20 protein-coding genes and 1 pseudogene are annotated in these 24,540 nt (G+C 64.2%); 6 read left to right on the top strand and 15 right to left on the bottom strand.

The window, feature by feature from the left end:
- Positions 1-738: 738 nt before the first annotated feature.
- Positions 739-2,718 carry a M23 family metallopeptidase gene (locus tag LB515_RS16215; protein ID WP_224630111.1) on the top strand — a complete coding sequence of 660 codons (1,980 nt, stop codon included), beginning with the start codon at positions 739-741 and terminating at the stop codon, positions 2,716-2,718.
- Here LB515_RS16215 and LB515_RS16210 read toward each other — a convergent pair.
- On the bottom strand, positions 2,715-4,268 hold the full coding sequence (locus LB515_RS16210) for an MFS transporter (protein WP_224708312.1): 1,554 nt from the start codon (positions 4,266-4,268) through the stop codon (positions 2,715-2,717). The genes LB515_RS16215 and LB515_RS16210 overlap by 4 nt on opposite strands.
- A 224-nt stretch (positions 4,269-4,492) precedes the next feature.
- Here LB515_RS16210 and LB515_RS16205 point away from each other — a divergent pair, with 224 nt between their 5' ends.
- A complete protein-coding gene (locus LB515_RS16205; RefSeq protein WP_224708311.1) occupies positions 4,493-5,125 on the top strand; it encodes a TMEM175 family protein in 633 nt (210 codons plus the stop codon).
- Here the strand turns inward: LB515_RS16205 and LB515_RS16200 are convergent.
- From LB515_RS16200 to LB515_RS16165, 8 genes are all read right to left on the bottom strand, one after another.
- Complete coding sequence (locus LB515_RS16200) at positions 5,099-6,631, bottom strand: L,D-transpeptidase family protein (RefSeq protein WP_224532524.1); 1,533 nt, start codon at positions 6,629-6,631, stop codon at positions 5,099-5,101. The genes LB515_RS16205 and LB515_RS16200 overlap by 27 nt on opposite strands.
- Before the next feature lie 232 nt (positions 6,632-6,863).
- A complete protein-coding gene (locus tag LB515_RS16195; protein ID WP_224708310.1) occupies positions 6,864-7,229 on the bottom strand; it encodes an MmcQ/YjbR family DNA-binding protein in 366 nt (121 codons plus the stop codon).
- Between the two features lie 116 nt (positions 7,230-7,345).
- Entirely contained in the window at positions 7,346-9,952 is a 2,607-nt protein-coding gene (gene clpB / locus LB515_RS16190) for an ATP-dependent chaperone ClpB (protein ID WP_224708309.1), read from the bottom strand.
- A 223-nt stretch (positions 9,953-10,175) separates the two neighbouring features.
- Positions 10,176-11,204, bottom strand: coding sequence for a DUF4167 domain-containing protein (locus LB515_RS16185; protein ID WP_224708308.1), 1,029 nt, complete (start codon positions 11,202-11,204; stop codon positions 10,176-10,178).
- A gap of 313 nt (positions 11,205-11,517) precedes the next feature.
- Positions 11,518-12,387, bottom strand: a complete 870-nt coding sequence (prmC, locus tag LB515_RS16180) for a peptide chain release factor N(5)-glutamine methyltransferase (RefSeq protein WP_224532528.1) — start codon at positions 12,385-12,387, stop codon at positions 11,518-11,520.
- Entirely contained in the window at positions 12,380-13,459 is a 1,080-nt protein-coding gene (gene prfA, locus LB515_RS16175; RefSeq protein ID WP_224640197.1) for a peptide chain release factor 1, read from the bottom strand. Before prfA ends, prmC begins: the two co-directional genes overlap by 8 nt.
- A 139-nt stretch (positions 13,460-13,598) precedes the next feature.
- Complete coding sequence (ptsP, locus tag LB515_RS16170; protein WP_140632771.1) at positions 13,599-15,869, bottom strand: phosphoenolpyruvate--protein phosphotransferase; 2,271 nt, start codon at positions 15,867-15,869, stop codon at positions 13,599-13,601.
- 83 nt (positions 15,870-15,952) lie between these two features.
- Positions 15,953-17,206 (bottom strand): aspartate kinase, encoded by a 1,254-nt coding sequence (locus tag LB515_RS16165; RefSeq protein ID WP_140847379.1) that lies wholly within the window; start codon positions 17,204-17,206, stop codon positions 15,953-15,955.
- 212 nt (positions 17,207-17,418) lie between these two features.
- Between LB515_RS16165 and LB515_RS16160 the strand changes: the two genes are divergently transcribed.
- Positions 17,419-17,715 carry an antibiotic biosynthesis monooxygenase family protein gene (locus LB515_RS16160; RefSeq protein WP_140847382.1) on the top strand — a complete coding sequence of 99 codons (297 nt, stop codon included), beginning with the start codon at positions 17,419-17,421 and terminating at the stop codon, positions 17,713-17,715.
- A gap of 30 nt (positions 17,716-17,745) precedes the next feature.
- On the opposite strand, the pseudogene LB515_RS16155 reads toward LB515_RS16160, so the two are convergent.
- A pseudogene (locus LB515_RS16155) lies at positions 17,746-18,302 on the bottom strand (putative glycolipid-binding domain-containing protein).
- Positions 18,303-18,547: 245 nt separating this feature from the next.
- Between LB515_RS16155 and ubiG the strand changes: the two are divergent.
- Positions 18,548-19,297 carry a bifunctional 2-polyprenyl-6-hydroxyphenol methylase/3-demethylubiquinol 3-O-methyltransferase UbiG gene (ubiG, locus tag LB515_RS16150; RefSeq protein WP_095767522.1) on the top strand — a complete coding sequence of 250 codons (750 nt, stop codon included), beginning with the start codon at positions 18,548-18,550 and terminating at the stop codon, positions 19,295-19,297.
- A 157-nt stretch (positions 19,298-19,454) separates the two neighbouring features.
- Here ubiG and LB515_RS16145 read toward each other — a convergent pair whose 3' ends face one another.
- Positions 19,455-20,387, bottom strand: coding sequence for a DMT family transporter (locus LB515_RS16145; RefSeq protein WP_224708307.1), 933 nt, complete (start codon positions 20,385-20,387; stop codon positions 19,455-19,457).
- Between the two features lie 99 nt (positions 20,388-20,486).
- Between LB515_RS16145 and LB515_RS16140 the strand changes: the two genes are divergently transcribed.
- Positions 20,487-20,984 carry a MarR family winged helix-turn-helix transcriptional regulator gene (locus tag LB515_RS16140; RefSeq protein WP_224708306.1) on the top strand — a complete coding sequence of 166 codons (498 nt, stop codon included), beginning with the start codon at positions 20,487-20,489 and terminating at the stop codon, positions 20,982-20,984.
- 180 nt (positions 20,985-21,164) lie between these two features.
- Here LB515_RS16140 and LB515_RS16135 read toward each other — a convergent pair whose 3' ends face one another.
- The 4 genes from LB515_RS16135 to LB515_RS16120 form a co-directional block, all read right to left on the bottom strand.
- Positions 21,165-21,590, bottom strand: coding sequence for a DUF1178 family protein (locus tag LB515_RS16135; protein WP_224708305.1), 426 nt, complete (start codon positions 21,588-21,590; stop codon positions 21,165-21,167).
- Positions 21,587-22,453: a carbon-nitrogen hydrolase family protein gene (locus LB515_RS16130; protein WP_224634476.1), complete on the bottom strand. Its 867-nt coding sequence runs from the start codon at positions 22,451-22,453 to the stop codon at positions 21,587-21,589. The genes LB515_RS16135 and LB515_RS16130 overlap by 4 nt, the downstream gene beginning before the upstream one ends.
- A gap of 2 nt (positions 22,454-22,455) precedes the next feature.
- Entirely contained in the window at positions 22,456-22,725 is a 270-nt protein-coding gene (gene grxC, locus LB515_RS16125; RefSeq protein WP_095767517.1) for a glutaredoxin 3, read from the bottom strand.
- A 74-nt stretch (positions 22,726-22,799) separates the two neighbouring features.
- Positions 22,800-23,600, bottom strand: coding sequence for a ComF family protein (locus LB515_RS16120; protein WP_224708304.1), 801 nt, complete (start codon positions 23,598-23,600; stop codon positions 22,800-22,802).
- A gap of 65 nt (positions 23,601-23,665) precedes the next feature.
- Here LB515_RS16120 and LB515_RS16115 point away from each other — a divergent pair, with 65 nt between their 5' ends.
- Complete coding sequence (locus LB515_RS16115; protein ID WP_224708303.1) at positions 23,666-24,538, top strand: methyltransferase domain-containing protein; 873 nt, start codon at positions 23,666-23,668, stop codon at positions 24,536-24,538.
- The last annotated feature ends 2 nt before the right edge of the window (positions 24,539-24,540 follow it).

Below are 24,540 nucleotides of genomic sequence, written 5' to 3'. Positions count from 1 at the left end.
ACTCTCAAGTTTATAAGACTTTGATTTGGCTTTATTGGTCACGCATGAATCGACGAGAACATTCACACCTAGGCAACCTAATGCCTTGGTAGACTTATTCTCACGAAACGTGATCCGCCAAAGTCTCGTTCGAACCAATTACCCCTGGCGGAGTAAGAGGCTCAGCAGGACTCTGCCGCCCACGTTTCTCTTTCTTCAATCTTCAATTGTCAAAGAACAGACATCGCTTCACGCAATGTCGCAGCCCGTCTCGCTTTTCGGCTTCGGGGCCAATCGAGTGTCGCTCACGCGGCTCTCTTGAATTTCAATAGAGGGCAGACCTAGAAGCAAACTTCTTCGTCGCCAGCGGCGCACCGCCCTCGTTCGTGGGCCGTATATAGTCGGACCTCCCTCGACGCGTCAACACCGATTTCGAACTTTTTTGAATTTTTTGCGACGAATTTTTCGAACCGCTTTTTCGATAGCCGGCTGCCCTTGCGGCAGCCCCTGGGTTATCCCCAACGAGGCCCTATTGCCGCCGCATTGGGGCGTGAAACCGGCCCATATAAGGAAGGCGCGCGCGTACATGTGAGGCGCGCCGACGACGGATGACAGGGCGCCCTGCGCAAGGGGGCGCATGATTGGGGATATCGGCCCCGGCCTGCCGCTTCGTTGACTTCAACCGCCGTGACAGGCAATTGTCATGGCCACAACGACAACGACAAGCCGTTTCGCCTGGGGAAGAAGCAGCCTTTCTGGATGCAAGACACCGAAGAGGTCATAGCCGAACTCGGCAACGAGCCGCCGCTGATCGCGGACGGCCGCAGCGGTCCGCCCGACCGCCGCGAGGTCTCGGCGCGCTGGCTGTCAGGCACCTTCCTCACCGGCGTGACATCGAGCGTGTTGATGGGCGTGGCGTTGTTCGCCGCCCTTGACGGGCGCCAGCAATTGGCGACCCCGCCGGAAATCGCCGAGCTCATCGGTCTTGCCAGCGGCGGCGATGATTCCGGCGAGCAGGCAAAGACCACAAGGCTGGTGGCACCCCGACAGATCGCCCGGGCGAAGGACCGGCGGCGCATGGAAGTGTCGATGGTCACCAAGGTCGGCGACCGTGACGTTATCCACACCATGCCCTTCGTGCAGATCAAAATGGCCCTGGCCGCCGGCCACACCACCAGCCGCCCCTACCCGCCGTTCGACCCGATGCAGGTGTTCGGCGACGACGGCGACGACAACGCGCAACCCGCAACGGCCACCGCGGTCGCCGGACAGATTTACGGCGCCAAGGTCGAAAGCGAGATGAGCCTGAAGACGGTCGATTTCCCGATCGAGACGGCCTCCTTCGACGAAAAAAGCGATCTCTCCGCCGACGAGGTTGAAAAGGTGGTGCGGGACGCCGGCACCGGCTTGAGCGACGGCGCCGTCCAGGTGGCGGCGCTGCACTATATCGATCCGCAGCGGTTCGGCGATGCCTTCGCCGAATCGATGGCCGGCTCCTATGACGTGAAGATCACGCAGGAAAACGTCTCGGTGGCGCCGCGTGCCACGCCGGATGACCAGACGCCTGCCTTCGCCGAGGAAATCATTCCCTTCACCAAGGATACCGATATCGCCGAGGCCTATGCCGATTCGGGCTATACCGGCGACGACGCCACCGGCATGGCGGAGGCGATCGCCAAGCTTTTGAACGCCCCGGCGCTAAAGGCCGGAACGGTGCTGCGCGTTGGCCTCGAGGTGCGCGGCGACATCGCCAAGGTCGTGCGCACCAGCGTCTACGACAAGACCACGCACATCGTCACCATAGCGCTCGATGACCGTGGCCAGTATGTGCCGGCGCAGGAGCCGGAGCCCAATCCCGAGCTTTTGACGGCGTTCGACGATTCGCAGCCCGTCGTGGTGCGTGGCAATCTACCCAATGTCTATGACGGCATCTATCGCACCGCCTATTCCTACGGCATGTCGAAAGCGATGACGCAGAAGCTGATCAAACTGCTCGCTTCCGACGTGGATTTCCAGTCGCGGCTCTCGCCTTCCGACCGCCTCGAAGTGCTGTTCTCCCAACCTGACGGCGACGACCAGGCCTCCGACGGCTCCGAGCTTCTCTACGTCTCGTCGACCTTCGGCGGACAAACACGCAACTTCTATCGCTTCCAGATGCAGGACGGCAGCGTCGACTATTTCGACGAGAACGGCAGCAGCGCCAAGCAGTTCCTGCTGCGCAATCCGCTGCCCAATGGGCGCTTCACCTCCGGCTTCGGCGCACGCCGGCATCCGATCCTTGGCTACGTCCGGATGCATACCGGCACCGACTGGGCAGCGCCGATCGGCACGCCGATCATCGCCGCGGGCAACGGCGTGGTGGAGAAGGCCGGCTGGGCCGGCGGCTACGGCAAGCAGATCATCATCCGCCACGCCAATGGTTACGAGACCTCCTATAATCACCAGAGCGCTTTCGCCAAAGGCATCGAGGAAGGCGTTCATGTCCGGCAGGGGCAGGTCATCGGCTATCTCGGCCAGACCGGCCTCTCTACCGGCCCGCACCTTCACTACGAACTGATCGTCAACGGCACCAAGGTCGATTCGATGCGCGTGCGCCTGCCGGTCGGCAAGGTTCTGAAGGGCGACGATCTCGTCGCCTTCAAGAAAGAGCGCGAGCGCATCGACGATCTTCTGAAGCAGGAAGACGGCAGCGCGCTGAAGGTTGCCAGCGCCAAGACTGATTCGCAGCTTCCGAACTAATCTTGCTCATCGTTTGTCTTTTGCGGCCAGGGCGATGCCTGTCCGGGAACCGTGAACCAGGCGGTGAGTGAAGACAGCACGCAAAGCAGCGCCGTGACCGCCGCGACCGCGGCGAAAGCCGAATCGCTTGCCGCAATCCTGGCCGCTTCGATATTGGCGGCCAGCCCGGAGGCCGGCGGCTCGCCGAAACCGGGCACCCCGGCGGCATTGCCGGTCATCCGCGCGTAAACCCAGGCCGCCAGCGAGCCGATCGCCGCCACCGCGATCAGGCCGCCGACGCGCGAGACCGCGTTGTTGATGCCGGATGCGGCCCCCGTATCCTTGTCCTCCACGGACGTCATGACCGCGGTCGACAGCGGCGACACGACCTGCGCCATGCCAAGCCCCATCAGCGCCATCAGCGGAAAGGTGCCGATCCAGAAATCGTGGATGCCGAAATGGGTAAGCAAGGCAAGCCCGGCGAAGGCGATGGCGACGACCATGCTGCCGCTGGCGATCGGGAAACGCGGACCGATGCGATCCGACCACTGGCCGACCGGTCCGGACAAAAGCGCGATCGACGCCGACAGCGGCACGAAGATGAAGCCGACCTCGGCCTCGCTCAGCCGCCAGCCGGCGATCAACAGCATCGGCAGGTAGAACAAATTGGCCGACAGCGCGAAATAAAGGAAAAACGTCGCCAGATTGGCGCCGGCAAAGGCCCTGATCCGGAACAGACCGAGATCGATCATCGGGTCGCGCCGCCTGTGCTCGTAAAAGATGAAGACCACAAGCAGGACCACGCCGGCAACGATCGCCGGGCCCGACATCAACCCTGCGCCTTCGGCATTCATCGCCGTCAACCCGTAGGCGAGCAGGCCGAAAGCAAGCGTCGCCAGCGCCGCGCCGCCAAGGTCGAGGCTGCGTTTTTCGGTCGGCTTGTCGGCCGGCACCTTGGCCAGAAGCAGATAGATCGAGATCAGCCCAAGCGGCAGGTTGATGGCAAAGATCGCGCGCCAGACGCCATTGCCGAAAGTCGACAGCACGAAGCCGCCCAGCACGGGACCGAGCGCCGTGGTCAGCGCCGAAGCGGCGGCCCAGATGCCGATCGCCCGGCCGCGCTCCTTCTTCGGATAGGCTTTGGCGATGATGGCCAGGCTGCCCGGCACCATGATCGCCGCACCAATGCCCTGGATGGCGCGGAAGGCGATCAATATAGCCGGATCGGGCGCCAGCGCGCAGGCGAGCGAAGCCGCGACGAACAGCGCGATCCCGGCCACGAAGGCGCGCCGCAGTCCAAACCGGTCGCCGGCAGCGCCCCCCACCAGGATGAGCGCCGACAGCGTCAACGCATAGGCGTTGGAAATCCACTGCGCTTGCGCCAGGCTGGCGCCGAGATCCGCGCGCAGCGCCGGCATGGCGATCGCCAGGATCGAACCGTCGATGAAGCCGAGCGCAGACGCGAGGATCGCAGCGACCAGCACGAATTTTCGCTGGGTCTGAGGACAAAACGTGCCGTTCGCCCGCGCGTGCGAATGCGAATCAGCAGTGGTTTCATTCGCTGATGACATCGGATCCCTGCTTAGCGCCCTCGCGCGGGCGCAACAACAAGCCAGAGCATCGCTGTTCTTGAAACCAGATGGCAGAGCATGATGCCGAAACGTGTGAAGCGGTTTTCGGACGACATCATGCTCTCTCTTTTTGATTCAGGGCCGGATGACGAGGTGGGCTCAATCCTGATGCAAACCGCCACCGGCGTGCTAGGTTCCACGATCATGCGTGAGAGGGGGAAGCCATGAAGCGGCCGCTCGAACCGTCGGCGGAAGGACGCGGACGCATCGTCGGCGTGACCGACGGCGTTTTCGCCATCGCGCTGACGTTGATCGTGCTGGAAATCAGAGTGCCGTCGCATGAGGCGGTGCATTCGGAAGGCGAATTGCTCGCCGCGATCCTGGCGCTGGCGCCGCGATTCCTGACTTATGCGCTGAGCTTCCTCACGCTCACCATCTTCTGGTTCGGACAGCAGGCACAGCATGGCCTGATCGCGAAATCGGACCGGCGGCTCGCGACGCTCAACCTGTGCTTCCTTGCCTTTATCGCGCTGCTGCCCTTCTCGACCGATCTTCTCGCCGATTTCCTGGCATTCAGGGGCGCGGTACTGGTCTACTGGCTGAACCTGCTGATGCTGGGCGGCACGCTGTTCGCGAGCTGGTGGTATGCCGACAGGAGCGGCATGATCGCCGAGGATGTCGACGCGGAGACGCGCCGCACCGTCTACAAGCGGATCGTCAAGGCGCAGATCCTGTGGGCGGTCGGCGCGGCGCTTTGCCTGATCACGCCGCTGCTCAGCATAGGCTTCATCCTGCTGGTGCAGCTCATCTATGCCGCGGCGCCGCGCGCCTTACTGCTGCGTAAACTCATCGGTTGAGGTCCCGCCGACATCCGCGATTGTCGATCCGCCCACGAACTCCACCGTGACGCCCGGCGACACCAGCTTGGCAAGCTCGCGTGCATCCCAGTTGGTCAGGCGCACGCAGCCATGGCTCTCGGTTTTGCCAATCTTAGAGGGATCGGGCGTGCCGTGAATACCGTAGGTCGGCTTGTCGAGTGCGATCCAGACCGAACCGACCGGACCGTTCGGTCCCGGGGGGACGGTCAAGATCTTGTCGTTCTGGCCCTGCTTGAAATTGATGTTCGGATTGTAGGTGTAGTTCGGGTCGAGAGCGATGCGCGAGACGGCATGAATGCCGGTCGGCGACGGCGTGTCGGCCGAGCCGATGGTCGCGGGATAGGCCGCGACCAGCTTGCCGCTCCCATCATAGGCGTAGACTTCCTTCTTGGTCTTGTCGGCGATGATACGCGTTACCGGCGTCGAGACCAGCTTGCCGAAATTGGCGACCTTGATCATCGTGCCCGGGCGATTGAAGTCCACGCCCTTGTTGATCGACTTCAGATAGGTCTCGTCCATATGGAAGCGTTCGGCCAGCGCCTCGGTGACCGAAGTGTAGCACATGCAGTCGAGCTTGGCCTTCTGGCTGTAGTCCTCCGGGATCGAGGCGACGTAAGGGCCGGCCGCGTCTTCCGGCGTGATCGTGTAGGAGGCGAAGGCGTCGCCGCCCGACTGTGCAAGCGCTGCCTGGATGCCGACCGCATCGGTCGACTTCAGATTGGTACCGTTTATTTCGTTGTAGGCGGCCAGCGCCTTGTCGACGTTCGAGCCGAAGCGCCCGTCGATCACGCCCGGCGAAGCGCCTCCGCGATCGAGCAGCACCTGCAAAGCGGCAACGTCCTGGCGCACACCGAGCGACAGCGACGGATCGACCGTGGCCTTGCCACCAGTGTTCGGCGGCTGTGCCGCCTGGGCATCCGGATTGACCTGCAGCACTTCGCCCTGGCCCGGCTGCTCCGGGTCGATCGACGCCTCGTTCAGCGGCTGGCGCTTGATGGTGTCGGATTTCGGCGCCTCCGGATAAGTGGTGGCATAGCCTTCATCATTGTTTGGCGCCGGCGGATAGGCATCGACGGAATTGTCGTCGTACTCATCGACCGGCGGCGGGATGACACGGCCGTTCTCTTCCAATTGCCGACGGCGGAAGCGAGCCATGTCATCGGGATTGTCCAGATAGTAGCGGTCGTCGTCTTCGGCCGGCGCGCGGCCGAGTTCCTGCATGCGCATCTGCCGGCGAAGCGCGCGGCGATCGAGCCTGCTGCCCGGCGGCTGGATGGCGATGACCTTGCCGGTGTCGGCATCGACCAGCACCCGGTTGCCCCTGGCGTCGTAGTAGATATCGATATTGCCGTCCTGGGCCAGCATCAGCGCGCCGCGCTCAGCCGGGCGCGCAGGCCGCGCACCATCCGCGCTCGGCATTGCGAACGCACTGGAAGACACCAGCCCGGCCGCGAGTGCCGAAAGGGAAAAGATCAAGCGCAGCATGGGGGTCAAGCTCTCCGGTCGACTCGGGCTTCTGGCGGGCGAACCTTCATCAGCAAACCAGCTAGCCAAATTAAGATTCCAACATGAACCGGGCATGAAGATGGCGGGTTTCCGGTACCTTGAGGAATATGAGCTCATGCATGTCGCCCCAAAAAAAGCAGCGGTTCTGGGGGCCGACATGCGAAACAACACCTAAAGCGCATCGACCACATCCGTTTCGGCGCGACGCGCCTTAGCCTGCGGCAAGCCCCAATTCCTTACGTGCCTGCTTGGTCAGCTTGAGGACGACCAGGCGATGGCTCTCGCGCAGATAGTCCTCGAGCGCCGCATCATCCATGCTTTGGCTTGTCTGACGCTGGATCCATTTCATGCCGCGCGAGGCGAGATAGGGCGCCGGCCGGCAGCCCGGCTGATCCTTCAGCACGTCATAGGCCATCTCGGAACATTTGAAGGTGACGAAGAGCTCGCCGCCCTCGTTCCAGCCGCCGATGGCGAACACCTTGCCGCCGACCTTCCAGACATGGGCGCCGCCCCACTGAACGACATGCGTCGTGGCGGGCAATGAAGCGCAGAAGCCGTTGTAATCGTCGAGCTTCATCAAGTCCTTCGCGGTCATCCGAATCGGCAGCTGATTATGCGCAATCACTGCGAATAACAAAGCGCGCCGCACCATACGATGCGACGCGCTTCGCGTTCATTCAAGCTCGCCCGAAATCAGGCGGCGGCTTCCGTCGCCACCACGGTCGGCTTCGAGCGGAAGTTCAACCGGTCGGAGCCGGCGGTGACCTTGACAGTCGAACCGTCGAGAATCTCGCCGAGCAGGATCTTCTCTGCCAGCGGATCCTGCAGCTCCTTCTGCATCACCCGCTTCAGCGGTCTGGCGCCATAGGCCGGATCGTAGCCCTTCGACGCCAGCCACTCGATAGCGTCGTGATCCAGCGACAGCGCGATCTTGCGGTCGATAAGCAGGTTCTCCAGCCGCTTGAGCTGGATCTCGACGATGCGGTCCATGTCCAGCCGGCGCAGCCGGTGGAACAGGATCACCTCGTCGACGCGGTTGAGGAACTCCGGCCGGAACGAGGCCTTCACCACGCTCATCACCTCGTCGCGCACGGCGTCGACATCCTGGTCGTCGCCGAGATTGACCAGATACTCGGCGCCAAGATTGGACGTCATGATGATCAGCGTGTTGCGGAAGTCGACCGTGCGGCCCTGGCCATCGGTCAGCCTTCCGTCGTCGAGCACCTGCAGGAGCACGTTGAACACGTCCGGATGCGCCTTCTCGATCTCGTCGAACAGCACGACCTGATAGGGCCGGCGCCGCACCGCTTCGGTCAGCGCGCCGCCCTCCTCATAACCGACATAGCCGGGAGGCGCGCCGATCAGCCGGGCGACGGAGTGCTTCTCCATGAACTCCGACATGTCGATGCGCACCAGCGCCGTCTCGTCGTCGAACAGGAAGCTGGCCAGCGCCTTGGTGAGCTCGGTCTTGCCGACGCCGGTCGGTCCGAGGAACATGAACGAGCCGATCGGCCGGTTCGGATCCTGCAGCCCGGCGCGGGCGCGGCGCACGGCCTTGGATACCGCCTGCACGGCTTCGCCCTGGCCGACGACGCGCTTGCCGATCTCGTCTTCCATGCGCAAGAGTTTCTCGCGTTGCCCCTCCAGCATCTTGTCGACCGGAATGCCGGTCCAGCGCGACACGACATGCGCAACATGGTCGGGCGTGACCACCTCTTCCACCATGCCGGTCTTGCCGTCCTGCGCCTCGGCTTCCTTGAGCTTCTTCTCGAGCTCTGGGATCTTGCCATAGGCAAGCTCGCCGGCGCGCTGGAACTCGCCCTTGCGCTGCGCGATCGCCAGTTCGTTGCGCGTCTCGTCGAGCTGTTTCTTCAGGTCGGCGGCAAGGCCAAGCTTCTGCTTTTCGGCCTGCCACTTGGTGGTCAGCTCGCTCGATTCCTCCTCGAGATCGGCGAGCTCCTTCTCCAGCCTGGCAAGCCGGTCCTTCGAGGCCTCGTCCTTCTCGACCTTCAGCGCCTCGCGCTCGATCTTGAGCTGCATGATGCGGCGGTCGATCTCGTCCAGCGCCTCAGGCTTGGAATCGACCTGCATGCGCAGCCTGGACGCCGCCTCGTCGACCAGGTCGATTGCCTTGTCCGGCAGAAACCGGTCGGCGATGTAGCGGTTGGAAAGTGCGGCCGCCGACACAAGCGCGGAATCGGAGATGCGCACCTTGTGGTGCTGTTCGTATTTCTCCTTCAGGCCGCGCAGGATCGAAACCGTGTCTTCCACCGTCGGCTCGTCGACGAAGACGGGCTGGAAACGGCGGGCAAGCGCGGCATCCTTTTCGACATGCTTGCGGTATTCGTCGAGCGTGGTCGCGCCGACGCAGTGCAATTCGCCGCGCGCCAGCGCGGGCTTCAACAGGTTCGAGGCGTCCATCGCGCCGTCCGCCTTGCCGGCGCCGACCAGCGTGTGCATCTCGTCGATGAACAGGATGATGTTGCCGCTGGCCGAGGTTACCTCGTTGAGCACGGCCTTCAGCCGCTCCTCGAACTCGCCGCGATATTTGGCGCCGGCAATCAGCGCGCCCATGTCGAGCGCCATCAATTGCTTGTCCTTCAGCGATTCCGGCACGTCGCCATTGACGATGCGCAGCGCCAGGCCCTCGGCAATCGCTGTCTTGCCGACGCCCGGCTCGCCGATCAGCACGGGATTGTTCTTGGTGCGCCGCGACAGCACCTGGATGGTGCGGCGGATCTCGTCGTCGCGGCCGATGACCGGATCGAGCTTGCCGGCGCGGGCGTCGGCGGTGAGGTCGCGCGCGTATTTCTTCAGCGCGTCGTAGCCTTGCTCGGCGCTGGCCGAATCCGCGGTGCGGCCCTTGCGGATGTCGTTGATCGCCTGGTTGAGCGCCTGCGCGGTGACGCCCGCCTTGGACAGGATGTCGGCGGTCTTGGCCGACTTCTCCATGACAAGCGCCTGCAGCAGCCGCTCGACGGTGACGAAGCTGTCGCCGGCCTTCTTGGCCAGGTCCTCGGCGGTTGAGAACACCTTGGCGAGCGGCTGGGCGAGGTAAAGCTGGCCGTTGCCACCTTCGACCTTGGGCATCGCCTCGAGCGCCGTCTCGACGCCGAGCTTGACGTCGCGGACATTGCCGCCGGCGCGCTCGATCAAGGATGCGGCGAGGCCCTCGTCATCGTCGACGAGCACCTTCAGTATATGTTCGGGCGTAAATTGCTGGTGGTTCCGCGAGAGCGCCATGGTCTGCGCGGACTGGATGAAGCCGCGCACGCGCTCCGAGTATTTTTCAAGATTCATTCGCTGTCTCCTTCCATCACCGGCCCACTTTGCGGCACCGGATCAGATTGCGGTGACGGACCCGCTCAAAAGAGCCGAGTCCTGTTCAGCGCAGATATGGTGTATGGGCCACGGTCCCTCAAGACGCCTTGATGTCGATCAATGCAGAATATCGCAGGCGCGCATATGCAAAAACGGCGGAGATTTCTCTCCGCCGTCAGCGATGCTTGAAATGGCGTCTGGATCAGTTGTTTGCGTCTGCAGCTACAGGCTCGCCGGGGGCTTCGTTGACAACAGGTGCCGGCTCGCTGGCGGCAGGCTCCCTCGCCTGGTTCGCCTCTTCGGCCGGCTTGGCGCCGACCTCGTCGCTATTGTTCGCAGCGTTGCGCTTTTCGCCTGAACTTTCGGGACCGGAACCTTCGGGGCTCGAGCCCTCCGGCTGGTCGCCCTGCCCGCCACCGGCTTGGTCGGCATAGCTGCCGCGGGGACGCCGCGGACGCCGCGGACGGCGGCCGCCATTGTCCTGGGCGGCTTCGTTGAGCTCGGCCTGTGCGGCAAGGGCGGCCGGCGAGAAACTGTCGAACTGCGGCGCCTGCACGGCCTGTGAACCAGCCTCGCCGGTCGCCTCGGCCTGCGCCTGTCCCTCATTGCGGCGGTTCTGGTCGAACTGCTGGCCGCCCTGCTCGCCGCGCTGGGCGTTTTCGCCACGCTGACCGTTCTGGCCGTAGCCGCCATTGCGGCGGTCACGATGCCGGTCGCGGCCATTGTTGTCGCGCTGATTGTTGTCGCGACGGCTGTTGTTGTCGCGGCCGTTTTCCTGGTTGTAGGCGAGTTCCGCCGGCGTGCCTTCGATCACTGGCTGCGGGCCGGAGCCGCTCGCCGTGCCCGGCGCATCGGCGCCGTTGCCGCTGTTGTTGCCGATATTGTCGAACTCCTCGCGATCTTCGTCCATATCGTCGTCGAAATCGTCGCGGTTCTGCTGAGTGTTCTGGATCGGCATCTGCGCCTGCGCGGCGGCAATGATGCGATTGTAATGCTCGGCGTGCTGGAGGTAGTTCTCCGCCATAACCCGGTCGCCGGAGCTTTGCGCGTCACGGGCGAGTGTGGCGTATTTTTCGGCGATCTGCTGAGCCGATCCGCGGATCTTCACGTCCGGGCCGTTGCTCTCATAGTTGCGGGTCAGGGGATTGGGCCCCTTGCGGTTGTTGTTGTTGCCACCGCCGCCATTGTTGTTGCGACCGCGCATGCGCCTGTTCTGCTGTTGTGGCCTCATTAGACTCTCTTCATAGTGAATTTTCGAAAAACTCTTCACGAACGGTGGCGCTCATGCAGCCAGCCGTTTCGTCTCTTCACCGGCGTTCGCCCGCATCAATTGCGTTGGCGCCACGTGCCATCCTGTCCCGGTTACATCATTTGCCGGATGATTCCCGCACGAAGCTTGGGCGTCGTTTGCGCAAGAAGGCAGCTATTTCCAAGGAAAACCGAATCGCTGGGAGCACTGCCTGCTTCGTCTCATCCGGTTGAGCCGGACCCTAACTGCATTCCCGGGTATTGCCAAGCGGTTTTTTCGCACTGCATCAGGGCTTTCAACGCTCGAACACCAGAACTCTGTCATTGCCGCCGAGATCGCGATGTGACCCGGTTAACACATAGCCGGCTGCCGCGAATATCCCGGTGACCTCGTTTTTCTGCGTATGGCCGATCTCGACCGCTACCTTGCCTTGCGCTTGCAGAAATTCTGCCGCTTCAGCGGCAATGACCCGATAGGGGTCCAAACCGTCCGCACCGCCGTCCAAGGCCCGGTGCGGGTCGAAATCGCGGACCTCGTCCTGCAGATTTCCGATGTCTCGACTGGGTATATAGGGAGGGTTCGAGGCAATTACATGGTAGTGGCCCGAAACTTTTTCGAACCAGTTGGAATGCAAGGCTTTGAAGCGTTCGCCGAGCCCCAGGTCCCGGGCGTTTCCAGCCGCAACTGCCAATGCGTCGAGCGAAATGTCGACGCCCGTCGCGGTGGCGGCCGGAACGGCGCTGAGCAGCGCCAGCGCGATGGCGCCGGTGCCCGTGCCGAGATCGAGAATGCGGCATTTGCCAAGCCTTTCGGCCGTTGCCCGCGCAAAGGGCAGGACGGCGTCGACCAGCGTCTCGGTATCCGGCCGGGGCTCCAGCGTCTCCGGCGAAAGCGACAGGCGCAAACCGTAGAATTCGCGGTAGCCGAGGATGCGGTGCACCGGCTCGCCTGCGACGCGACGCCTCAGGGCCGCTTCGATGGCCGAAAGCGCCGCCGAACCAACCTCTTGTCCCGGTTCGGCGATGGCCTGGGTACGGGTCGTGCCCGAGAAATGCTCGACGATCAGCCGCGAATCGAGCGCCGGATCGTCGATGCCGGCTATAGCCAGACGCTCGCGCGCTGCCCTGAGCAGCGGTCCGAGCGCGGCGGGCAGTCGATCAGCCATCGAGGCTCATATCGGCAAGCAGCTTCGACTGATGATCGGCGATCAGCGCGCCGACGATCTCGTCCAACTCGCCCATCATCACCCGGTCGAGCTTGTAGAGCGTGAGGTTGATACGGTGGTCGGTGACACGGCCTTGCGGGAAATTGTAGGTGCGGATGCGCTCCGAGCGGTCGCCCGAGCCGACCTGCGATTTTCGCGACGACGAGCGCTCCTCATCCGCGCGGCTGCGCTCGAGATCGTAGAGTCTGGCCCTCAGGATCTGCATGGCGCGCGCCCGGTTCTGGTGCTGCGACTTTTCCGCCTGCACCACCATGATGCCGGTCGGCAAATGGGTGATGCGAACCGCCGAATCGGTGGTGTTGACGTGCTGGCCGCCCGAGCCGGAGGCCCGCATCGTGTCGATGCGGATGTCCTCCGCCCGGATTTCGATATCGACCTCCTCGGCCTCGGGCAGCACGGCGACGGTCGCGGCCGAGGTGTGGATGCGCCCGCCGGCCTCGGTTTCCGGCACGCGCTGTACGCGGTGCACGCCGGATTCGAACTTCAGATGCGCGAACACGCCCTTGCCCGATACCGCGGCGATGATTTCCTTGTAGCCGCCGACCTCGCCCTCGCTCGCCGATACCACCTCGAAGCGCCAGCCGCGCGAGGCGGCATAGCGCTCATACATGCGAAAGAGATCGCCGGCGAACAACGCCGCCTCGTCGCCGCCTGTGCCGGCGCGGATTTCGAGGATGGCGTTCCTTTCGTCGGCCGCATCCTTGGGCAGCAGCAGGATCTGGATGTCCTTCTGCAGCGCCTCGATGCGGCTCTCGACCTCCGGCAGGTCGGCCTCGGCCAGCGCGCGCATCTCGGCATCGGTCGCTTTGTCGGCAAGCATCGCCTCGAGGTCCGCCCGCTCCTGCTCGGCGGCGCGCAGCGCCCGGATCTTGCCCACCATGTCCTGGATGTCGGCATATTCCGAAGCCATCTTCACATAGGCGTCGGCGGCGGGTCCGGCCGACATCTGCGCCTCGAGCATGTCGAAACGCTTGACGACTTGATCCATACGGTCGCGGGGCAGGTTGATCATGATCTTCGAACTTCGATGGAATTCACGTCAGGGCGAGCCGAAAATGGAGAATTTCGAGAACCGGAGCGGAATGTACATTTAGGTACATGAGCACCGGAAGCGCAGAAAATCGCCATTTGCAGACCGCCCTCACATGAATCTAGAGCGGAATCGAGCGATCGTCTGCAAAGGCCTGTAGCAAGGCTCGCATCGGCAATTTCTGGCTGGGCGCCATTAGATTGTCATCGAAAAAGGCCTTCAGTTCCTGCAGCGGCAGCTCGGTGAGCATCGCCTTGACCGGGCCGATGGATGCCGGCGACATGGAGATCGAGCGGAAGCCGAGACCGATCAGCGCCATGGCCGAGATCGGCTTGCCGGCCAGCTCGCCGCAGAGCGTCACCGGGGTGTCGTTGCGCACGCCGGCATCGGCAATCGTCTTCAGCACCCGCAGAAACGGCGTCGACAGGTTGTCGAAGCGGTCGGCGAGCTGGGTGTTGCCGCGATCGACGGCCATGACGAACTGGAAGAGGTCGTTGGAGCCGACCGAAACGAAATCCACCGCCTTCATCAATTCGTCGAGCTGGAACAGCAGCGACGGCACTTCCAGCATCGCGCCGAGCTTGAGGCTGGTGGGCAGGTGATGCGCAAAGCGTGACAAATGCCGGACCTCGCGGTCGATGATCTCGCGCGCCTGCGCGATTTCCGACAGCTCGGTCACCATCGGCAGCATCAGCTTCAGCTCGCGGCCGCCGCTGGCCTTCAGCAGCGCCCGTATCTGCGTCCTGAGCAGGCCGGGACGGTCGAGGGTGAGCCGGATCGCCCGCCAGCCCAGCGCCGGGTTCTCTTCCTGCACCGCGCCCTTGAAATAGGGCAGCACCTTGTCGCCGCCGATGTCGATGGTGCGGAAGGTGACCGGCTTGCCGCGCGCCGCCTCGAGCACGTCGCGGTAAAGCCGTTCCTGCGCCTCGGCGCGGGGGAAGGTCGAGGCAACCATGAACTGCAATTCGGTGCGGAACAGGCCGATGCCGGCGGCGCCCGATTCGGTCAGCTGCGGCAGGTCGACCGCCAGGCCCGCATTCATCAGGAGATCGACCGGAACCCCGTCCTTGGTCAGCGACGGCTTCTTGCGCAGCTCGCGATAGACCTCCTGCCGCCGCGCCCTGAAGCGGACTTTTTCGGCATAGGCGGCTTCCAGATCGGATTGCGGCCTGAGATGGATTGTGCCTTCCTCGCCGTCGACGATGATGGCGTCGCCGTTTTCCGCCATGGAAACGGCGCCCTTCATTTGTCCGGCGACGGGAATGCCCATGGCGCGCGCGACGATCACGACATGGCTGGTGGCGGCCCCATCCTCCAGCACCAGGCCGCGCAGCTTGTCGCGCGGATAGTCGAGCAGCTCGGCCGCGCCCATCGAGCGGGCGACGATGATGGCGTCCTTGGGCAGCGAGGCCGCGACATCTTCCGGACCGCGTCCCATCAACTGGCGCAGCAGCCGGTTGGCGAGGTCGTCGAAATCGCTCATCCGTTCGCGCAGATAAGGGTCGGTCATGTGCAGCATGCGCGCGCGCATGTCGCTCTGCACCTTTTCGACGGCGGCTTCCGCCGTCAGGCCGTTGCGGATCGCCTCTTCCAGCCGCCGCACCCAACCGCTGTCGTTGGCGAACATGCGATAGGCCTCGAGCACCTCGCGGTGCTCGCCCTCGAACGCGACCTCGCGCCGCTCCAGCATGTCGTCGATGGAGAGCCGGAGCGAGCCGAGTGAGGACTGCAGCCGGCGCACCTCCTCCTCGCTGTCCTCGTTGAAGAGGTTGGTGACGACGATACGCGGCTCGTGCAGCACGACATGGCCGAGCCCGACGCCCTCATTGAAGGAAAGGCCGGTGAAGCTCACCGGGCGGCGCAGGTCGAGCTCCAGCCCCGGCTTGGTCAGGCGGGCGAGATCGCCGGTGGCGATCATCTCGGCGATCACCATCGCCGTCGTTTCCAGCGCCTCGACCTCGTCGTCGCGGTAATGGCGCATGGTCTTGTTCTGCACCACCAGCACGCCCAGCGTGCGCCCTGCCCGCAGCACCGGCACGCCGAGGAAGGAGTTGTATATCTCTTCGCCCGTCTCCGGCAGGTAGGCGAAAGCCGGATGCTCCTGCGCATTGGATAGATTGAGCGGTCGCGCGCTGGCGGCGATCGTGCCGACTAGGCCCTGCCCGAGCCGCAGCTGCGCCAGGTGGACGGCGTTGGGGTTCAAACCTTCGGTGGCGTAGAGCTCGAGCACCGAATCCGCGCGCAGCACATAGAGCGAGCAGACTTCGGCGACCATGTTGGAGGCGATGTCGCGCACGATGCGGTCGAGCCGCTCCTGCGGCTCCAGCGGCTCCTGCATGAGCTCGCGAAGCCGTTTGAGCAGAACGCGCGGGCCACTGGCCGTATCACGCATCGCGGCTTGTTCTCCAATGGGCATTTCGCCCGCCGCAGTTTCTCCCGCGGCCGGCGTTCACGCAACAACTGACTCAGTTCTTGCTATTGCTTATCGAGCCCGTAGACGGAATGCAAAGTACGAACTGCAAGTTCCGTATAGGGACCGTCGATCAGTATCGAGATTTTGATCTCGGAAGTGGTGATGGCGCGGATGTTGATCGCCTTGTCGGCCAGCGCCTTGAAGGCGGTGGCGGCGACGCCGGCGTGGCTGCGCATGCCGATGCCGATGACCGAGACCTTCGACATGCCGGCTTCCGACTGGACGACATCGTAGCCGACATCGGGTTTCAGCCTCTCCAGCACGGCAAGCGCCTTGTCGACGTCGCCGGACGGCACGGTGAAGGTCATATCGGTGAACTTGCCGTCCTCGGAGATGTTCTGGACGATCATGTCGACATTGATGTTGGCCTCGGCCAGCGGGCCGAAGATGCCGGCGGCAACGCCTGGACGGTCGCCGACGCGGCGCAGCGAGATCTGCGCTTCGTCCTTGGCGTAGGCAATTCCGGTGACGACCTGCTGTTCCACGATCTCTTCCTCGTCGCAAATAAGCGTTCCGGGCGGATTGAGCAAATCCCCCATTCCGGGCGCGTCGGGATCGTCGAAGGACGACCGCACGAAGGTACGCACCCTGTGTACCATGGCAAGCTCGACCGAGCGCACTTGCAGCACCTTGGCGCCGAGCGAAGCCATTTCGAGCATTTCCTCGAACGAAATCTTGGCCAGCCGACGGGCTTTCGGCTCGATACGAGGGTCGGTCGTGTAGACGCCGTCGACATCGGTATAGATGTCGCAACGGTCGGCCTTGACCGCCGCCGCGATCGCCACGGCGCTGGTGTCGGAGCCGCCGCGGCCGAGCGTCGATATGCGGTTGTCCGGGCCGATGCCCTGGAAACCAGCGATGACCGCCACCTGGCCCTCGCCGAAGCGCTTGATCAGGAAGGCGCCGTCGATATCAAGGATGCGTGCTGCGCCATGCGCGTTGTCGGTCTTGATCGGGATCTGCCAGCCCTGCCAGGACCGTGCATGGATGCCCATGTTCTGCAGCGTGATCGCCAGGAGACCGGCCGTGACCTGCTCGCCCGACGCGACAACGGCGTCATATTCGCGCGCGTCGTGCATGGGCGAGGCTTCGCGGGTCCAGCCGACCAGCTCGTTGGTCTTGCCGGCCATCGCCGAGACCACCACGGCAACCTCGTGGCCGGCATCGACCTCGCGTTTGACATGGCGCGCCACGTTGCGGATGCGGGCGATGTCGGCGACCGAGGTTCCGCCGAATTTCATCACGATACGCGCCATGGAAGCGAAATGCCTTTGACTGAAGCCGGCTCGAGCCCGGAACGAGAGGAAACGCCGGGTAAGCCCGGCGCCGGAATGCGCGGCCTCCTTAGCCAAAACAGCAACGCTTCGCAAGCGAGCGCGGCCAAGAGCGGCCCGGCACCGTCTATCCTGACAGAATCTTGTCGCCGATCATGCCATAAGACTGGCGAAACGGCGCGCTGGAGAGTCTCATGACCGAAACCCTGGAAATCGTCACCTTCCGCCTCAAGCCCGGCGCCGAAGCCGGCTTTGTCGCCAGCAACGGCGTCATCACTGACTGGCTCGCCCGGCAGCCAGGCTTCCTCAGCCGGCATCTCGGCCGGCGCGAGGACGGAAGCTGGGTGGATGTGGTGCGCTGGCAGAGCATGGAACAGGCCCAGGCGGCGGCCGACCGCATCATGGCCGAGATCGGCGGCAGCGAAGCCGTGCAGGCGATCGAGCCGACCAGCGTCGCCATGAACCACGCAACGATCGCGCTGTCGCGTTGATCACGACATTGCCGGTCGCGCGCTCGCGGCTCAGGTAGCGCTTCGCCACAGACCGGGATAGTCGAGAACGAAACCGGCCGGCGAGACCGTCAGGACAGCATCGTAGCCGTACACGGGTGCGGCATAAGCATAGCAGCTGTCGTCGAGCCGCCGGTAGGTCTGTTCGAGACGCGAGAGCCTGAGTTCAGGAAAGGCCAGATAAGCGGCCGGCGCCGGCGCCGCCATCCGTCGCCAAGCTCGAGCCGACGGATCGCCAGAAGATTGGTGGCGGGCGTGAAGCCGAGATCGACGTCGACGAGGCCGGCAACCTCCGCCTGGCTTGCGCCGTTCAGCAGCCACTGGCCGTCGGCAAGACGTTCAATCTGATAATGCATCTCCCGCATCCCGCAAAAGCCGTCGACCCGCGCCCTGCGGGTACGCCAGCTCAGGTCGCAATCCACCTCATAGGCAAGGCCGCACGGACCGGCGTCGTGGGCGAAAAGCGCATGGCCCTTGAGAGTCCGGCTGTCATCCGTCTCGCCAAGCAGGCAAGCGTCGTGCCCCTCCAGGTCGAGCCGTTGCCAAAGGATCGAAGCCAGAATTCGCATTTTCGCACAGCTCCCGTCTCGGTCTCGCTCCCTGTTCATGACAGCTTTTCGTTCGCCCATCCGATTTGTTTCGGCAGCGCGGCAACCAAGCTGTCAGGTGCTGACAGAACGCGGCCTGATCCATCGACATGGTTGGACCTGCCGGCGGTCTGACGTCAGCAGCAAAAAACCCGCCTTGACATTCCCTCCCCCGCGCCCGACTTCCTAGCGTTCCCCGACTTCTTGGCGTTCGAGGAGACCCGCCTATGCCAGAGCCCCGCCGATCGACCATCGATGCCGGAGAAGTGGAACGCTTCTCCGCCCTTGCCGCCGAATGGTGGAACCCGAATGGCAAGTTCCGTCCGCTGCACAAGTTCAATCCGGTGCGGCTTGCCTATATCCGCGATCAGGTTGCGGCCCGTTTCGGCCGCGATCCGCGCGCGGCGCGGCCCTTCGATGGCCTACGCTTCCTCGATATCGGCTGCGGCGGCGGTTTGCTGTGCGAGCCGATGGCCAGGCTTGGCGCCGAAGTGGTCGGCGCCGACGCTTCCGCAACCAACATCGAAGTGGCGAAGCTGCACGCGGCGGAGGCCGGCGTCAGCGTCGACTACCGCGCCACCACGGCCGAGGCGCTGGCCGATGCCGGCGAGACCTTCGATGTCATCCTGAACATGGAAGTGGTCGAGCATGTCGCCGATGTCGACCTGTTCGTCGCCAAATGCGGCCAGATGGTCCGCCCCGGCGGCATCATGTTCGTCGCCACCATCAACCGCACGCTGAAAGCGCTCGGCCTTGCCATCATCGGCGCCGAATATCTGCTGCGCTGGCTGCCGCGCGGCACGCATCAGTTCGGCAAGCTGGTCCGCCCGGAGGAGCTTGCGAAGGCGCTGGGCGCCGCCGGGCTCACGGTGATCGACCGCACCGGCGTCATCTATCATCCGCTGGCCGACCGCTGGCAGAAGTCCAGGGACATGGACGTCAATTACATGGTGTTGGCGGAGAAAGCTTCGGTCTGATCGGCAGCAAGCCGGACCGCCCGCCTCACGCCTCCAGTGGCCGGCGGCAACGAGAACTAGAGCGTTTCACCGTTTCACGGAAACGGCGAACCGCTCTATCTCTTTGTTTTGACGCAATTCCGGACGGAAAACCGCTCACACTTTTCCTGGAATTGCTCTAGCTGCGGGACGCCGCCGGCTCGACCCGGACCGGCGCCGGCGCGCCGGTCTGGCTTTGCGCCTTGGTCGTGATGAAGACGCCGGCGGTGATGATGGCGGCGCCCAGCCAGGTCAGAAGCTGGTAGTGCTCGCCGAGGAAGATCGTGCCGGCGAACAGGCCGACGGCCGCCGCCACATAGCCGATCTGGCTGAGATAGACCGGCCCGCCGACCGCCTGCAGGCGGAAGAAGAAGGCGAACATCGCCGAGGCCGACGCTACCTGGCCGACGACCACGAGCGGCACGCCGCCGAGCGGAATGAAGGCTTGCCCGCCCAAAAGCGTCAAAATGCCGATGAGGAGCAGCGTGGCCGACGCCAGATGGCTGCCGACCGCCAGCTCGATCGGGCCCGTGCCTTGCGGCCAGTCGACGGTGCGGTAGATGTTGCCGGCGGCCAGGCTGACCGGGATGAGCAGCCCGATCGCCACCCAGAAATAATCGGCCGGCTGCCCTGCCTCGCCGCGCGTCAGCGCGACCATCGCCGCGCCGACAAAGCCGACGGCGATGCCGATGACCCCGAGCAGATTGGGGCGCCTGACACCGAGCACGATCGAGAACACCAGCGTGATCACCGGCGACAGGGTGAACATGATGCCGGTGTAGCCGGCGCCGAGATGCGGGATGGCCGAGAACATCAGAAGATTGGGAATGGCGTAGGAAATCGCTGCGGTGACGAAGAAATAGCGCAGCTTGTGCGGGGTCAGCCGGATGCGCTCGCCGCCCAGCAGAAGCGCCAGAAACAGCACGCCGCCTGCGCCCAGCGAGATGACGAAGGCCCAGACCATGGCCGGCACTCCGGCCGCGGTGGCGAGCTTGCCGAACGGCAGCGTCATGCCGAGCAGGCCGCCCGTCACGACCAAAAGCCAAATCGCTGAATCCCAGAGAAATCTCATTGGTTCGTCCTGTCGCTGCGAGACCGCTTGGCGGCCAGTTCTTGTTGCAGTAAGATAATACCAAGATTCTTTATGTCAAGATACTTTATGGTGAGCAACATGGATCGAGCAGGCAAAGCCATGGAACAGTGGCGACGGGAGCGACCGGACCTCGATGTGTCGCCGATGGGCGTCATCGGGCGGCTGAACGAGGTCTCGGCGCTCATCGCGCGCGACCGCCTGGCGCCGGTCTTCGCCCGCTTCGGGCTGCAGTCCGGCGAATTCGATGTGCTGGCGACATTGCGCCGTTCCGGCGCGCCCTATGCGCTGACGCCGACCGAGCTTTACGAGGCGATGATGGTGACGTCGGGCGCCATGACCGCGCGCCTCGACCGGCTGGAGAAGGCCGGTCTAATCCAGCGCGCGCCGCATCCCAACGATCGGCGCGGTGTGGTGGTGCAATTGACCGGGAAAGGGCTCGAGCTCATCAACGAAGCGCTTGCCGCCCACATCGCCAACGAGCATGAAATCCTCGCCGACCTGACACGCGAGGACCGGGACATGCTGGCGAAACTGCTGGAAAAACTGATCGGAAGCTTGGGCCAAACCTCTGCCTAGCGTATGCCTCCTGCTTTCCACCTTCGTGAACTTGCGCCAAGGTGTATTGAGATTCAGGTCAGGCCGAGCCGAGAATGGTGGCTTACGAGAACCGGAGCGCAGCGTACTTAAAGTACGTGAGCACCGGAAGCGCAGGAAGCCGCCATTCGCAGGCCGGCATCACCTGAATATCGACACACCTCAGTTCCGGTCGTCCGGAAAGCTCGGAATCGGCATGAACTCGACGCCGTCCTCGACGAGGCTTTGCACCTCTGCCGGCGTCGCTTCGCCATAGATGCCACGCGGATCGGTCTCGCCGAAATGGATCTTGCGCGCTTCCTCGGCGAACTTGTCGCCGACATAGTCGGCATTTTCGCGTACCTTCTCGGCCAGTGCCTTGAGCTGCGCCAGCGCCTGCTTCTGCGCCTCGCCGATGGCCAAAGCGACCTTCTCTCGGCTGCGGGACGTTGAGACGGCGGGCGCCATCAGCGCCTTCTCTATCCTGTGCGAGCCGCAGCGCGGGCAATCGACGAAACCGCGCTTCTTCTGGGTGTCGAAGTCGTCATTGCTGCGGAACCAGGCTTCGAATTCGTGCTCGTGTTCGCAGATCAGGGAAAAACGGATCAAGAAGCGGCACCCCTGAAACGCGGCGCTTCGCTTGTCCCGGCATTGACGGTGAAATCCCGCGCGTTCTTCAGATTGGGGATCTTGCGGCGCGCGGCAAGCGACTGCGCCGGATCGATCTCGGCGACGATCACCCCGGGTTCGTCATGCGCGGCCTCGGCGACGATGCGCCCCCACGGATCGACGATCAGCGAATGGCCATAAGTTTCGCGCCCGTCCTCATGCAGGCCGCCCTGCGCGGCGGCGATGACATAGGCGCCGTTCTCGATGGCGCGGGCGCGCAACAGCACATGCCAATGCGCCTCGCCGGTCTGGCGCGTGAAAGCGGCCGGCACCGTCAGCACCTCGGCCCCGGCCATCGCCTCGGCGCGAAACAGCTGCGGAAAGCGCAGGTCGTAGCACACGGCAAAGCCCAGCCTCGTCCCCTCGATATCGGTCACGACCGCTTCCGTTCCCGGCTCGTAGGAGGCGGATTCACGCCAGCTTTCGCCATTGTCGAGGTCGACATCGAACATATGGATCTTGTCGTAACCGGCGATAAGGGCGCCGTCGGGCGAGAACAGGAACGCGCGGTTGGCGAGCTTGCCGTCGGCGCGCAGAATCGCCGTCGAGCCGACATGCAGATGAATGCCGAGCTCCTTCGCCAGCCTGCGCGCGGTCGCGACGACCACGTCCTTGTCCTCGGTGGTGAAGGCGGCCGCCCCCGCCTGCTTGTCGCGGATCAGCGCACCGGTCATTTCCGGCGTCAGGACGTAGGTGGCGCCCCGATGAGCGGCATCGCGGACCAGCCTTTCCATGTCGGCCGCATTGCGATCCGGGCTGGTCCCCGAACGCATCTGCACCGCCGCCGCCTTGAAAACGCCCATGATCAAGCCCTCGCTTCGTTGGCAAGCAGCACATCCAGCCGGCCCTGCGACTCCAGTTCATGGAGGTCATCGCAGCCGCCGACATGCGTGTCGCCGATGAATATCTGCGGAAAAGTGGTACGCCCATGTGCCCGTGAAATCATTTCCTGACGCAATGCCGGCGAGAATGAAGCGTCGTGCTCGGTATAGGTCACACCCTTGCGCTCGAGCAACCGCTTGGCGGCCGTGCAATAGCCGCACATCATGCGCGTATAGATCGTCACATCGACCATCAGCAAAATCCTGCCTGTGCACGTCGCCCAACGCTTGTGCGTAAACGACCTGCACCGAAACAACAACTTAAGCACTATATAGTTGCAGACTCATCGGCTCGGAAGTCCCCCGGCAGAACGCGCGCGAAGGTCAGAACGTCGACCGCTCCGGCGCCGCCTTTCTTCAGCGCCTTGGCGACGGCCCGCACCGTTGCGCCGGTGGTATAGACATCGTCGACCACGAGCACCCGGCGCCCCGCTATCTCGATTTCAGCGTCCGGCGGCACGCGAAAAGCGGCGCGCACATTCTCCTCGCGCTCGTGCCGTTCGAGCCCGACCTGCTGGCGCGTCAACTTCACGCGCCTGACCGCGGATGGCGAGAAGGGCAGCCCGCCGAGCTTTGCAACGGCCCGACCGAGTTCCGCGGACTGGTTGAACTGGCGCCGGAAGAAGCGCCGCCAGTGCAACGGCACCGGCACGACCAGGTCGGCCTCCGCAATCAGCTCGGCGCCGGCCCGCATCATCCAGTTCGCCATCCAGGGCGCTAGGTCGGTTCGGTCCTGATATTTCAGCCCCTGCACCATCTGCCGCGCGACACCCGAATAGAGGACGGCGGCCCGCGCCCGCTCGAAGGGCGGCGGATCGGCGATCGCCTCGGCGGAAAGAAACCCCTCGCCCATGTCATGCGTGAAGGGCGTGCCCATCACCGGGCACCAGGGTTTTTCCAGCAGCCTAAGCTTCGGCCAGCAGGCGCCGCACAGCACGCCGGGTTGCGACACATGACGACGGCAGCCGGCGCAAACCGGCGGAAACAACAGCCGCGCCGGCCAGGCCAGTGCCTGCCGCGTCATATCCTGGACCGCTGTGGTCTTGATCTTGTGCACCGGATCGGCCACGTGAAAGGAAACCCCGCGCCACCTTAACACCACTCCAGCACGCGCGGACAACAGGAAGCTTTTCATTGCAGCCCTTGATCGACACCGAGCTCTGGCTCGCTCGCAAGCGCCGGGCACTCGCGCGCCCCGTCGAAGGCGCCGATTTCCTGATGCGCCGCGCCGCGGAGGACCTTGTCGACCGGCTGGGCGCCGTCGAACGCCGCTTCGGCAAGGCGGCCGCGCTGTTCTGTCAGACTTCAGCGGCGGTGGACGTGCTTGCCGGCAGCGGCAAGGTCAGCGAGATCGTGCGCGTCGAGATGGACGAAGCGCTTCTGGCCGGCGGCACCGGCCTGGTAGCGCCGCCTGAGACCGTGCCGTTCGAGGAGGCTAGCCTCGATCTCGTCGTCTCCCTGCTCTCGATGCATGCGATGAACGACATTCCCGGCGTGCTTGCGCAAATCCGCCGGGCGTTGCGACCGGACGGGCTTTTCCTCGGCGCTTTCGCCGGCGCGGGCACATTGGCGGAATTGCGCGAGAGCATGCTGGCGGCCGAGACGGAGCTTTACGGCGGCGCAAGCCCGCGCATCCTTCCCTTCACCGACGTGCGCGACGCCGGCGCGCTGTTGCAGCGCGCCGGCCTGGCCTTGCCGGTCGCCGATGTCGAAACGGTCGCGGTGCGCTACGACACGCTGTTCGACCTCGCCGCCGACCTGCGCGCCATGGGCGAAACAAACGCGCTCGTCGATCGCAGCCGCAGGCCGGCCGGCAGACGGCTTTTTGCCCGCGCCGCGGAGCTCTACGCCGAACGGTTCGCGGATCCGGATGGCCGTATCCGCGCGAGTTTTTCGATTGTCTGGATGTCCGGCTGGGCGCCCGACGCCTCGCAGCAAAAGCCGCTCAAGCCGGGATCCGGCAAGGTCTCGCTCAAGGCGGTCCTGGAGAACCCGTCCAGGACCTGAGC

This window comes from Mesorhizobium sp. CA15 (assembly GCF_020165215.1).
Taxonomy (GTDB): Bacteria; Pseudomonadota; Alphaproteobacteria; order Rhizobiales; family Rhizobiaceae; genus Mesorhizobium.
The sequence above is the reverse complement of the archived record's forward strand: the minus strand, read 5'-3'. Positions and strand labels throughout refer to the sequence as shown.

Excerpts from the sequence above, each read along its gene's own strand:
- LB515_RS16215 (WP_224630111.1), top strand. The coding sequence starts at position 739 with ATGCAAGACACCGAAGAGGTCATAGCCGAACTCGGCAACGAGCCGCCG.
- LB515_RS16210 (WP_224708312.1), bottom strand. The coding sequence starts at position 4,268 with ATGTCATCAGCGAATGAAACCACTGCTGATTCGCATTCGCACGCGCGG.
- LB515_RS16205 (WP_224708311.1), top strand. The coding sequence starts at position 4,493 with ATGAAGCGGCCGCTCGAACCGTCGGCGGAAGGACGCGGACGCATCGTC.
- LB515_RS16200 (WP_224532524.1), bottom strand. The coding sequence starts at position 6,631 with ATGCTGCGCTTGATCTTTTCCCTTTCGGCACTCGCGGCCGGGCTGGTG.
- LB515_RS16195 (WP_224708310.1), bottom strand. The coding sequence starts at position 7,229 with ATGAAGCTCGACGATTACAACGGCTTCTGCGCTTCATTGCCCGCCACG.
- clpB (WP_224708309.1), bottom strand. The coding sequence starts at position 9,952 with ATGAATCTTGAAAAATACTCGGAGCGCGTGCGCGGCTTCATCCAGTCC.
- LB515_RS16185 (WP_224708308.1), bottom strand. The coding sequence starts at position 11,204 with ATGAGGCCACAACAGCAGAACAGGCGCATGCGCGGTCGCAACAACAAT.
- prmC (WP_224532528.1), bottom strand. The coding sequence starts at position 12,387 with ATGGCTGATCGACTGCCCGCCGCGCTCGGACCGCTGCTCAGGGCAGCG.
- prfA (WP_224640197.1), bottom strand. The coding sequence starts at position 13,459 with ATGATCAACCTGCCCCGCGACCGTATGGATCAAGTCGTCAAGCGTTTC.
- ptsP (WP_140632771.1), bottom strand. The coding sequence starts at position 15,869 with ATGCGTGATACGGCCAGTGGCCCGCGCGTTCTGCTCAAACGGCTTCGC.
- LB515_RS16165 (WP_140847379.1), bottom strand. The coding sequence starts at position 17,206 with ATGGCGCGTATCGTGATGAAATTCGGCGGAACCTCGGTCGCCGACATC.
- LB515_RS16160 (WP_140847382.1), top strand. The coding sequence starts at position 17,419 with ATGACCGAAACCCTGGAAATCGTCACCTTCCGCCTCAAGCCCGGCGCC.
- ubiG (WP_095767522.1), top strand. The coding sequence starts at position 18,548 with ATGCCAGAGCCCCGCCGATCGACCATCGATGCCGGAGAAGTGGAACGC.
- LB515_RS16145 (WP_224708307.1), bottom strand. The coding sequence starts at position 20,387 with ATGAGATTTCTCTGGGATTCAGCGATTTGGCTTTTGGTCGTGACGGGC.
- LB515_RS16140 (WP_224708306.1), top strand. The coding sequence starts at position 20,487 with ATGGATCGAGCAGGCAAAGCCATGGAACAGTGGCGACGGGAGCGACCG.
- LB515_RS16130 (WP_224634476.1), bottom strand. The coding sequence starts at position 22,453 with ATGGGCGTTTTCAAGGCGGCGGCGGTGCAGATGCGTTCGGGGACCAGC.
- grxC (WP_095767517.1), bottom strand. The coding sequence starts at position 22,725 with ATGGTCGATGTGACGATCTATACGCGCATGATGTGCGGCTATTGCACG.